Here is an 11,924-nt window from a genome sequence, read left to right on the forward strand (position 1 = left end):
ATTTCGGGCATCAAACCTATCAAACAGCATAAATACCAAAGCGGGGTAAATGCTTTTAATCAGTCACTTACCCCGCTATTAATCATACAAAATATTAGCGGGTTTGATATACCTTGTCTTGTATTAACTTAAAATCTCATCCAAAGTAATGAAATCGCCAACTTTACCTGTCATTTCTTCTACTTTTTCTTGAACTGGCAAGGTCTTTTTCCCGGGTCTCCAACCAGCAGGACAAACTTCACCAGTTTTGCTGGCATGTTGCCATGCTTGAATTTGTCTTAAAAATTCATTGACGTTTCTACCAACAGAATCAGCCTGTACTTCTTGTGCAACACACACTCCATCAGGGTTGAAAAGGAAACGTCCTCTAAGTGCGACACCTTCTTCTTCAATAAGTACACCGAAAGCACGCGCAACTTCTTTTGTTGTATCTGCACCAATTGTTAATTTAAGTCCTTTTAGAATTGGTTCAGTTTCAACAAATCTTTTGTGCGAGAATTTTGAGTCCACAGATACAGGCAAAAGCTCTACCCCAAGTTTCTCAAATTCATCATAATGTGCATTCATCGCTGCAATCTCTGTTGGGCAGACAAAAGTAAAATCAGCTGGGTAAAAGCAAACTACTGTCCATTTATCTTTATAATCGGCACTTGAAACTGTTTTATAATGTCCTGTTTTTGCGTCATAAGCTTCCATCTCAAATTCAGGCATTTCTTGTCTTACCATTGTTGCGCTCATATTTTTTTTCTCCTCTTTATTTTCTGTATTAATATCTAAATTTTCTTTTTTTACTTTCTTTTTAAGTGGTTTAATACCATTCACACATGCCATAATAATTATTTTAATTGTGCATTTAACATCCAAATCATTTTTTCCTGTTCTCCGATATACTCCGACAACATGCCTACTGTTCCTTCGTCTCCATTTTCTGAAGCGAACGAAAGGATTTCACGCTCAGTTGCCAATAGTTTCCGGGTTTCTTCCAGAAGATTTTTTACTGTATCGTCAGCTGAACTTACATTTGTTTGCTCGTTAATTTCTGAAATCTTAAGGTATTCAGAAAATGAATGTAGAGGCTTTCCTCCAAGAATAAGAATGCGTTCAGCTACTTCATCTGCCATCTCATTAAGATTGTTGTAAACCTCTTCAAATTTTGAATGAAGCACAAAAAATTGTTTACCTACAATATTCCAGTGGTATCCACGAACGTTCATGTACGCAATTTGCAAACTGCTTAAATAAGCATTTAACTTTCCTACTGCTTCTTCGGAATAATCCTTTTGTAATCCAATATTATTCATATCTCTGTTTTTTTTATTATTTAAAACAAAAATAAATCATACAATTCTGATATTTTTTTACAAATGTTAAAAAGCTACTTTCTTGCCCTTAATCGGCTCAAAGAAACCTGTGATATCCCTAAAAAACTAGCCGTATCACCTAAACTTATTCTCTGTTGCAAATGACCATATTCTGTGAGATAGTTTTGATATCGTTCAGTAGCATTTAAATGAAGCATGGATTTTAAACGGTCGATAGCCATTATTGACATATTTGAAATAACTATCCTTATAAAATGCTCAAAAGAATGATGTTTGGCACAAATCTTTTCCAAGTCATCATATTCTAAATATATCAGAGTTGTATCTTCCAAAGCTATCGTTGAATATTCGGCTGGAATGTTTTTTAAGAAACTATCAGAAATTGTTGCAAAGCGCTTTTCACAAAAGAAACGCAAAATAAATTGATTCCCATTATAGTAATAGTAATGTTTTAACAGACCACTTTCAATAAAATAAAAACGACGAGAAATTTTCCCTTTCTGATTTATCATTTTTCCTTTCTCAAAATAACTTTGCTTTAAATAAATCATTAAGTCGGCTTTTGCCTCCGTTGATAAAGGTGATATAAAATCAGCTTGTTCTATAAAATCATTCATGTTTACTAAAATATAAATAATCTGTAAAAGCGGTCGGGGTGTCGTTTTACATTACCGCCAACGGATGGCAAATATGTAACGGCCGGGGTTTCGAAATTCCAACCTATCAAACCGTTGCGATTTTAAGTAAATATACAAAAGTTTAAATTACCCGCAATCCCCCGGCTTACGTATATCGCGTGTTAGCGTTTCGTCGTTTTTGAGGAGTAACAAAATACATTTAATGTTGATATGAATGATACTGAAACAACAGTGTTTACAACGTCAGTAGACATTCTTAATATATCGGAAAGTTTATTAATTATACGGTTGATATTAATTTGAGCTTTTGTACTATCTCTGTTTCAAATAATTCAGAATAAATTTAACCGTTTTATCAATGTCGATTTTACCCGTATCTATTGAAATGTATTAATTTTCGGATGTTATTCCTTTTCTTCGTTTTATAAAAAAAGACATAAGCAAACCTGTTAAAACAACCACAAAGGCTACTGTAAATGAAGTTGTGGCACCATCAATTGTGGCAAGATGTTGTTGTGTAAGGTCTGGTTTCTCTATAAGCTTAAGATATTTGACATATTGAGCTCCCATTAATCCAATAAATAACGAAGAACCAAAAGCCGCAGCAATTTGTTGCGAAGTATTTAGAATGGCAACACCATGAGCCATATATTTCTTAGGAAGTTGATTTAATGAATTTGTTTGCAATGGCGTGATAATCAAAGCAATTCCAGCACACATTAAAATATGAAAAACAACAAGTGTTGTCAACGCTGTGGTCATAGAAATACGAGACAAAAAGAACATACTTATTATTAAAGGTATAAAGCCGGCAACAACGATAGGTTTTGCTCCTATTTTGTCGTAAAAACGGCCTGACAATGGAATAAGAAACACCATCATAATACTACCGGGTAACATTGCCAATCCTGCAGTAAACACATTTATATCTAAAGCATTTTGCATATAGGTTGGCAAAATTATATTTGTAGCAAAGGGTATTAAAAAAGATAAGAATAGAATGATTGTACCAAGTAAAAACATGGGATAACGGAAAACCCTAAGTTCCAGCATAGGTTGTTTCAGCGCCAACTGTCGTTTTGAAAAAATAAACAAACCTGCAAGCCCACACAATAGAGGAACAAAGGTTACAACATTCCACAGACCTAATGTTTCTATGGAAGCAAGCCCAAATATCAACCCTCCAAATCCTATGGTAGAAAAAAGAATGGAAAAAACATCAATTTTTGGTTTTGTTAAAGTGGAATAACTTTTCAGGAATAGCATTCCTAAAACACTTGCAACAACAGCTATAGGAAGCATAATAAAAAACAGCCAGTGCCAGTCTAAATGTTTCAAAACATAACCCGACAATGTTGGTCCAACTCCTGGTGCTGAAATCACCACCATCATGCTAATTCCCATTGCAGCCCCCCGTTTTGCCGGAGGAAAAATAGCCATAACCGTATCCATCATAATTGGCAGCAGCATACCTGTACCAGCGCCCTGGAGTATTCTTGAAATCAATAAAAGCGTAAAATTTTGCGAAACGCCACATAGTGTTGTACCAACAGTGAACAAAAGCATAGCAAACAGGTATAACTTTTTAGTTGTAAAAGTTTTTATTAGAAATGCAGTTACAGGAACCAAAATACCTATAATCAAAAGGTAAGCAGTACCTAACCATTGCACAGTACCTAAAGAAACCCCCAAACCTGACATCAAATTTGGGAAAGCCACATTTAGAATCGTTTCGTTTAGTAATGCTATAAAACCACCAATTAGTAAAGGTAGCATAATCAGAATCTGTTGTTTTCTTGTAAGTTCTGATTGGGGCTTTGGTGCTTGTTGGGAATCCTCAACATTACCTTTTCTTGCTATTTCAGAAATAGTTTCTTCGTATGTTTCAATATTGTTCTTTATCATTTTATTGTTCTTAGAATTGAGATACAAAACAATAAAATTTTCAACTATAATGTCAGTTCTGTTTTTCACTTAAACTTGTCATTATTTCCAGTATATTCGTAATTTAATTACAAAACAAACATCATTAATAGTCATAAAGAGAAATTATAAATAATGTTAAGCGATTACGAATTTCCAAATCCCAATATATATCTAGACAATAATTTCTCTATAGGATTACATTATACAAGACTACCTATTCAAAATTCACCGGAACGTTTAACAAGAGGAATGACATGTATATGTACAAACGGATGTGCCGATGTGGAGATTGATTTCATTAAACACCATTTTGAAAAAGGAGCTATTCTTACCGTTTTTCCTATGCAGATAATAGAGCAAAAACAGGTAAGTGAGAATTTTTCTTTGACTTATATTTCTTACACCATAGAAATATTGCAAAATATATTGTTTCGATTTTCACCGGAATTTGAAGTATTTCTAAAGGAAAACCCGGTATTTAATGCCCCTGAAGAAATATACAAAGCCGACGTCGAATTTATGGAACTCATAAAAAGCAAATACGAAGAGGTGGAGAATATTTTTCGAAACGAAATTATTATAAGTCTGTCACGTGTATTTTACCTTAATATCTACAATGGTATCCACCATAAATTACTGAAGGATAAGGTTAAAAACACCCGTAGAATTGAAATTGCAAAAACTTTTATTAACCTGATAATGCAATATTTCAATGAAAGCAGAGAGGTTGCATTTTATGCTAACAAACTAAATATAACACCAAAATATCTTTCGATTGTAACCTATGAGGTAAGAGGACAAAGTGCAAAAAAAGTTATTGATGATTATATAATGACGGAAATAAAACTACAATTAAACTCTACTTCAAAATCCATTCTGGAAATTTCAGAAGGACTAAATTTTCCTGACCAGTCGTCTTTTTGCAAATTTTTTAAACGTCATTCAGGCTTGTCTCCCAAACAGTATAGAAATAAATGATACAAATATGATTATAAAATGAAACGAGCATGCGGGTAATCTCTCACACAGGTGAATGACTATTCCGGCGAGTTCCAGATGACAACTGAGAGACAAATTATAAACAAATAAAATATTAGAATTTTTCAATGAACGGTAACGTTGAGTATAAGAATACTCAGCCGATTGCGTGGCACTTTCCTGCCAGGTTAGACAGACCCCGACATATTAGGCTACATACTTATTTACTGAACCTTAATCCAACTGAAAAATCAATGCGATTTAAGCTTTCATACTCACCTTTTTCTAATTCAATCGTTTCTATCTTTGTTCCATCATTCCAGTCATATTCAAATAAGGTTCCTGTCAAAAATGAAATCTGAAATCCTAACGATAAATTTTCTGACAGACCAATATCGTATCCAACATCAAGGGATAATCCCATTGTACTACCAGTCATTTTATACTTATCAATTATAACTTTATCGTTGGAATAACCCATATAACCTAAAGACAAATTCATGAGAAAAGCATTTTTTTTATCATGGTTCAAAAGTCTGGTCGAAAATGTCGGACCAATGAATAAAATTGTCAAATCATCACTCATTCTACCGTAAGTTCTATTACCATCATTGTCTTCGAGATAAATATTATCTAAACTATTTGATGACTTAAATAGATAGTACTTAAATCCAAAACCTAATGGTTCAGTGAAATAATAAGTCAAATCTCCTCCGAAATGATATCCAGATTTTAATTCTCTTATGTAATCTTTAAAATCACTTGGAACACTTTCAGCAACTTTTGAAATTTGGTAACTATATCCGCCATTTATTGCAATCCTAAAATGTTGAAAGTTTTCATAACCCACAACTTTGTCTTTTGGCACTTCACTAGTTTGGAAATAATCAAATTGATGTGTTTTAATATTTGATACAGGTAGTAACGTGCTTCTAATATCATCTTTGTGTTTAAAAGTGAAATAGATATTATCTTTTTTCACTTTCGTTATTTTACAATTAATCGAATCTCCCCCGTTTGTTACAATTAAATCCTGAGAAAATATCGAGTTAGAAACAAAGATTAGGATTCCTAGAATTAGTAATTTTCTCATTGATTCTTTGCTTTAAAAGATTCGAATTCCGATTTTCCTGTTTTACTATCAACCAGTTCCAATTTAGGGCGTCCAACAAAAGCTCCCATTGTAATTCCACAACGCAAATAATATGTTTTACCCATTATAACATCAATTGGCACTTCAGATTTTGCTTCCGTTTTAGCCCATAGAGAATTCAGCCCATCCTTTTTAATGTGAATTGTTTTTTTAAAGTTATTCCTCACTCGGCAAATTACAGAATCGCCAAGGAATAAATCATAGCTAACCAATGCTCCTGCACCACTGTATCTATAAACGTTTATTATAGCGTAATCAACATCTAGCAACACCTCTTCCTCAGCTTTAGATGTATAATTATCAATATTTTCAACTTTTAATATTTTGGCAGTAATCCTGTGGCATGTACTTCCCATTGCAGATGGTGGTGCGTGCTTAATAATTTTAATTGCATTTCCTCCTGCCTTTCTGGCTTCTAATTTTGCTCTATCAATCACGATGTCATAGCTACATTTTGTACTAAAACCTGTATCTCCAATTTTAACTTGCCCTAAAACCTCAGAATTATCAGGTTCGGATTGGTCTAATCCAATAACTACAATATCTTGTTTGTAATCTAATGGTGGATAAGACCTACTTAAACTTGTTGAAATTTTGGGATTGCATGAACTGAAAAGAATCAATGCAGAAATAATTAATAATCCATATGATTTTTTCATTGTCTGTTAAATATTAATAGGTTTGTTATCAATAAGTTTAATTTTTACTGTATGTTCTTTTGTATTTTGCCTAACGCACCCCTCCCGCCATTATCATTTATAACCCAAAAACGTTATTGTATATATATTGTCTTTTGCCCATGATTTCCGGAAAAACAGACACTGAATGTACTAATTCGCTGATATCTATCCAATAATTTGAACAAAAACAGCTCAATGCAAGCATGAATATTCTTCTCAAAAACATAAAAAAACGACAGTAGGTCCATAGTATTTAGTTGTAGTTCTACCGGGATGTTCTTCAACCTGTAGTAATCGCGCGGTCGTGCCGACCGCTTATACTCCTATATATTACATACTGACTTTCTTTTCTTTTAATTCAATCATTCTATTTTTGTCAATATAATGCGTTGCGTATTTTTCCTCAATCGTTCTATCTCCTGATTTACTAAATCTTAATTGATGTTTTACTCCTTTACCATATTTATTATACCCAGTCCAAGAGCTTTTTAAATCTAATTCAGTCGAGTATTTTCTAATCAGCTTATTAATCAAAGTGAGTATACTCAAGTTAGCTTTGCATACTCTCTCAAGATAATCAATGCGTCCAAATCGCCAGTCTTCATAATCTTTTTTTGTCAAGTAGTCAAGTTGCAAAAATATATCCACAGAGCAAACATACCCTTTCTCATAACGATTTGAGTGTACCAATCTTTTTACCTCTTTATCTAAATCAGCGTTATTCATTAAAATCAAAGTTTCTTAATTCAATCTGCTCTTTAACGCACTGACTATAACGCATTTTTTAAAATCAAACCACTGCTGTCGATACTCACCAGAATTATCAATTTGCCATTTAAAGTTTTGAAAAGGGTTTGGTCTATTTAATGCGTTTATCAATTTGTCCTGCAATCTTGTATCATCAACGCTCTCTGCAAAATCAGCCATTATTCTAAAAAAATCATGAAATTCAATTTCTTTTCCGTTTATAATGCAGTTGCGTTAGTCCTGTGTCGAACGTTTCTGAATTCACCAGTTCAAGTTGTTGTTCAGGTCTGCCGTTTTTGAAAAGTCGTGTTCCATTACCAACCAGGATAGGTACAATTGAAATAATAAATTCGTCAATCAAGTCGCTTTTCAAAAGTTCGTTCACTATTTCTGCTCCACCGTCACAATAGATATTTTTTCCGCTCTCGAATTTGAGTTGTTCTACTAATTCAGTCAAATTTCCTGTATAAAAAGTTATTCTCCCTACACTCGGTCTTGCAGTTCTTGTAATGACATACACGTCTCGTTGTCCGTTGTCATAATGAGAAGAACCAATTTCTTTGAGCACATAATCATAGGTTTTTCTACCCAGAATTATGGTGTCAATGTTTGCCGTGAATTTTGCATAACCGTAGTCCTCTCCTTCTTTTTCAACTAATTTCAGAAAACTGAGGTCATCATTTGGTTTCGCAATGTATCCGTCTAAACTTGTCGCTATAAAAAGTGATAATTGTCGCATTGATGTTTATTTCTAATTTGTCTGTTTTGTGTTGTTTGTCGTCTTTTTCGCCTGACCGCCAACGATAAATTGGTCGAGTAGTAAGGAGGAATTCCACCTCCCCCTCTCACAGAATCGTACGTGACAGTCTCCCGTCATACGGCTCTTCTAATGTAGCAAAATTTGGAAACTCACCCCCTTTCAGGTTGGTAATTAATTTAACTACAATAGCTAACCCCTTTGCTCCACTCCCATTACAGAAGCTTCATCACTACTACGAGTTAGTCCACCACCTTATGGCACATTGGTAATGGTCTTGCAGTTGTTCTGCCTGGTGTTTCCCTTTATCATTACCATAAGGCTTCCTGCGTTGCGTAAATGAGCCCAGATAAAAGTCATGCCTGCTCTACAACGGTTGCCGCATAACCAGTAAAACAGGTCGTCCGTTATGCTTATCCCTGAGACCTCGACATTCCTCGGTTTTGACAACAAGTATTGCCTTCTCGATGCGTCATCGCCAGGTTCGCTTTCGCTCATCTCCTTTATCCATACTTGACAGATCTTTGCCTGCCTTTTCTTTTCTCGCTTCACACACCATCAAATCACTTCGCTCGCATCAGAAAAGCAGTTTAGAACCGGCTCCTATAAAGCAGATTCTGGGGGGGCGATTCCACCATCTCATCTACAGTTGCGTAGGGACATTTCCCCACTCACAGCTCACGTCGAGTGCTGCAAAGGTAAAGTCTCTTGCCATAATCCGCTTGCATCTGAAGGTGACTCCGCCATCTATGCCGACAGATAAAATCTGGCAGGAAATAGTCATGGAAATAATGGGCATAAAACCAGGAATACTTTTCGATTGAAATATGAACTACTTCCTAAGTAATATATACAATTTGCACGAACGGAAATAAATCGTTCAAACTAATTCTTTTTCATGGCTTATGCATTATTTCTATCTCAAACAACTTGATTAAACCAAGAATATAACTAATTATTATTCAAAGCATAATCAATTACATTAATTTTGCCAATATAAACGGTCGCCTGTCCCTCGATGGGTTCGTCGAGCTTAAAATCAGGATAGTCTATAGTACCCTGAACCCGAAAGTAACTTTGTTCTTTGTTTATATGCAGCGTGGTGTCAATATTTTGCACAGTAGCAGGAAGGCTGTTTTCACTGTGTACAAGTATAACCAGCTTTTGTCCTGTTTGCAGGAGTTTTAATTTATTATAGGGAAGTTCAATAATATAATGTATTTTGTTGTTTTCATTATATAATTCTGCCGTTGCATTAATGGTATGGTCGAATTTGAAAAGATATGCACCAAGTAGTAACGCAATAACAACCGCAAAAATTACAGTAATCCCAATCCGTATTATACGGGAAGGTATTTGTCCGATAATATTGCGGACTTTTTCACTTCTTAATTCAATACTGCTATTTTCACTCATTATCTTTTAATTTCCAAGTTCGAGTTGGTTTTTTACCAGATGGTAGTATTTGCCTTTTTTAGAAGTTAATTCTGCATGTGTGCCTTGTTCCGCTATTCTTCCATTATCAAGCACGACTATTTGATCTGCATTTTTCACGGTACTCAATCGGTGGGCTACTACAACTACGGTTTTGCCTTTATAGAACTCTTGCAGGTTTTCAAGAATATCTTTTTCGTTATTGGCGTCAAGGGCGTTTGTGGCTTCATCCAGAAATAGAAAATCGGGATTCTTATATACCGCACGGGCGATAAGTATCCGTTGGCGTTGTCCCTGGCTTATTCCTTGTCCTTCCTGTCCTATGGCAGTATTGTACCCCAAAGGCATTTGACTAACGAACTCGTGAATACGAGCGGTTTCTGCCGCATGTTTCAACCGGGAAGTATCTACATTCGTATCAGATGTGGTAATATTCTTAGCGATAGATTCTGAAAAAATATAACCATCTTGCATAACTGCACCACATTGGCTGCGCCACCATTCGGGGTTAAATTGTTCAAAGGGTAGCTTGCCTATTTGTATTTTACCTTCCTTTGGTGTATAATACCCTAACAATAATTTTACAAGCGTTGTTTTTCCACTTCCACTGGCTCCAACAATGGCTGTGGTTTTGCCATGTGGAATGATGAGGTTAATATGGCGTAACACCTTTTTGTTAAGGGCATTCTCATAACCGAAAGAGATATCGTTGAGCTCAATATTTTTATGGACAAACTGCTGTGTTGTGGCAATGCTCTTTTTTCCTGTATCTTCTTCTGGCTTTTGGTGAATTTCGTTCATTCGATCAAGGCTAATACTTACGTCTTGCCATTGATAGATAAAATTCATGATCTGTTCAACAGGACTATTCAACTGTCCAATAATATATTGCACCGACAGCATCATACCCAGGGTGAGTTGTCCATGAATAACGGCAGCTGCTGCCAACACGGTAATCAATATGTTTTTGGTTTCATTAATAAAAATGCTTCCGGCTTCCTGAGATTGTTGTAAGCTGAGGGTTTGCATGTTAACATCAAACAGGTCTGCTTGCGTATCTTCCCACTCCCAACGCTTATTTTGCTCGTAACCCTGTAGCTTTATCTCCTGCATACCGTTGATAAGCTGGTAGGTTTTGTTGCGATTAATGGCTTGTTGTTCAAAAGTTTTATAGTCGAGAACACGACGTTTTTTTAGAAAAAACAATATCCAAACACCGTAAATAACACTCCCTATCAGAAAAACAAGAAATATTTTTAAGTTATATATAATTAGAACAACTCCAAATACGAAAAAACTGAATACAGAGAACAACAGGTTAAGGGATTGAGCCGTAAGGAAACGTTCTACCCGACGATGATCCTCTATACGTTGCAGGAGATCCCCCAATAGTTTAACATCGAAAAAGCTCATAGGCAGCTTCATTAGCTTGATAAAAAAGTCGGAAATAAGCGATACATTAATGCGGGTACTGATGTGCAGCAAAATGCGGCGGCGTATAAAATCGATACTTGCCCTACCCAGCAACAGCATGAGTTGTGCCAGCAGGATAAGCCACACAAAGACAATGTCTTTATTAGCAATGCCGTTATCCACAACTGCCTGTGTAAGAAACGGGAATATTAGCTGCATTAAGCTGCCTGTAAGCAAACCAATAATCAACTGTACAAACAGTTTTTTGTAACGTGCGAAATATTTGGATAGAAATGTAAGTTTGCCACTTTTCTTCTTGTAGAGTTCTCCCTCCTGCTCGAAAAATTTTGGAGTAGGTTCTAACAGAAGGGCAATGCCCTTTTCCTCGTTTTTGGTAGCAGTGCTTATCCAATGATTAACAAACTTTTCTTGTGTGTATTTTAGTAATCCTATACCGGGATCGGCCATATGAAAGACATATTGCTTGTGTTTTTTTGCAACTTTATGTAATACAACAAAATGATTCTGATTCCAGTGTAAAATACAGGGCAAAGTAACTTGATTTGCCAGTTTTTCTATGGAAAAACGTCCTCCTATGGTTTTAAACCCCAGTTTCTCAGCAGCTTTGCTAATCCCCAAAAGCGAAACCCCCTCCTTCCCGATAAACGCTCTTCTACGCAAATACTCCAACGAATACTTACGTCCATACCAAAGTGCTACCATACTTATACAAGCAGGACCACAATCCATGGCGTCAGGTTGTTTTACAAAATGAAACTTCATACAATATTAAAATCAGAATCACTATTGTCCGGTAAAAAATATATTTTCCATTTAAGTGCTCAAGCCGCACGGGCTTTTACTTTTTTTACTCAT

12 protein-coding genes are annotated in these 11,924 nt (G+C 35.4%); 1 reads left to right on the forward strand and 11 read right to left on the reverse strand.

Annotated features, from left to right (window positions below):
* Nucleotides 1–123: 123 nt before the first annotated feature.
* The 4 genes from ACT3CD_RS16505 to ACT3CD_RS16520 form a co-directional block, all read right to left on the reverse strand.
* Nucleotides 124–831 carry a peroxiredoxin gene (locus tag ACT3CD_RS16505; protein ID WP_444646764.1) on the reverse strand — a complete coding sequence of 236 codons (708 nt, stop codon included), beginning with the start codon at nt 829–831 and terminating at the stop codon, nt 124–126.
* Between the two features lie 5 nt (nt 832–836).
* Complete coding sequence (locus tag ACT3CD_RS16510; protein ID WP_444646765.1) at nt 837–1,301, reverse strand: Dps family protein; 465 nt, start codon at nt 1,299–1,301, stop codon at nt 837–839.
* A gap of 74 nt (nt 1,302–1,375) precedes the next feature.
* On the reverse strand, nt 1,376–1,939 hold the full coding sequence (locus ACT3CD_RS16515; RefSeq protein ID WP_444646767.1) for a Crp/Fnr family transcriptional regulator: 564 nt from the start codon (nt 1,937–1,939) through the stop codon (nt 1,376–1,378).
* A 411-nt stretch (nt 1,940–2,350) separates the two neighbouring features.
* On the reverse strand, nt 2,351–3,934 hold the full coding sequence (locus ACT3CD_RS16520) for a DHA2 family efflux MFS transporter permease subunit (RefSeq protein ID WP_444646768.1): 1,584 nt from the start codon (nt 3,932–3,934) through the stop codon (nt 2,351–2,353).
* A 201-nt stretch (nt 3,935–4,135) separates the two neighbouring features.
* Here ACT3CD_RS16520 and ACT3CD_RS16525 point away from each other — a divergent pair, with 201 nt between their 5' ends.
* The gene (locus ACT3CD_RS16525) at nt 4,136–4,864 is read left to right on the forward strand and encodes a helix-turn-helix domain-containing protein (RefSeq protein WP_444646769.1); all 729 of its coding nucleotides are present in this window, start codon (nt 4,136–4,138) and stop codon (nt 4,862–4,864) included.
* A gap of 220 nt (nt 4,865–5,084) precedes the next feature.
* Here ACT3CD_RS16525 and ACT3CD_RS16530 read toward each other — a convergent pair whose 3' ends face one another.
* The 7 genes from ACT3CD_RS16530 to ACT3CD_RS16560 form a co-directional block, all read right to left on the reverse strand.
* Entirely contained in the window at nt 5,085–5,957 is an 873-nt protein-coding gene (locus ACT3CD_RS16530; protein WP_444646770.1) for a hypothetical protein, read from the reverse strand.
* Nucleotides 5,954–6,676 carry a hypothetical protein gene (locus tag ACT3CD_RS16535; RefSeq protein ID WP_444646771.1) on the reverse strand — a complete coding sequence of 241 codons (723 nt, stop codon included), beginning with the start codon at nt 6,674–6,676 and terminating at the stop codon, nt 5,954–5,956. The genes ACT3CD_RS16530 and ACT3CD_RS16535 overlap by 4 nt, the downstream gene beginning before the upstream one ends.
* 351 nt (nt 6,677–7,027) lie before the next feature.
* Nucleotides 7,028–7,423 (reverse strand): hypothetical protein, encoded by a 396-nt coding sequence (locus ACT3CD_RS16540; RefSeq protein WP_444646772.1) that lies wholly within the window; start codon nt 7,421–7,423, stop codon nt 7,028–7,030.
* 15 nt (nt 7,424–7,438) lie between these two features.
* Nucleotides 7,439–7,624, reverse strand: a complete 186-nt coding sequence (locus tag ACT3CD_RS16545; protein ID WP_444646773.1) for a hypothetical protein — start codon at nt 7,622–7,624, stop codon at nt 7,439–7,441.
* A 22-nt stretch (nt 7,625–7,646) separates the two neighbouring features.
* The gene (locus ACT3CD_RS16550; RefSeq protein WP_444646774.1) at nt 7,647–8,183 is read right to left on the reverse strand and encodes a dihydrofolate reductase family protein; all 537 of its coding nucleotides are present in this window, start codon (nt 8,181–8,183) and stop codon (nt 7,647–7,649) included.
* Nucleotides 8,184–9,152: 969 nt separating this feature from the next.
* Nucleotides 9,153–9,617: a hypothetical protein gene (locus ACT3CD_RS16555; RefSeq protein WP_444646775.1), complete on the reverse strand. Its 465-nt coding sequence runs from the start codon at nt 9,615–9,617 to the stop codon at nt 9,153–9,155.
* A gap of 6 nt (nt 9,618–9,623) precedes the next feature.
* Nucleotides 9,624–11,831, reverse strand: a complete 2,208-nt coding sequence (locus tag ACT3CD_RS16560) for a peptidase domain-containing ABC transporter (protein WP_444646776.1) — start codon at nt 11,829–11,831, stop codon at nt 9,624–9,626.
* Nucleotides 11,832–11,924: the final 93 nt, after the last annotated feature.

The organism is Geofilum sp. OHC36d9, from assembly GCF_052400685.1.
In the GTDB taxonomy this organism is placed as follows: Bacteria; Bacteroidota; Bacteroidia; order Bacteroidales; family Marinilabiliaceae; genus CAZHHH01.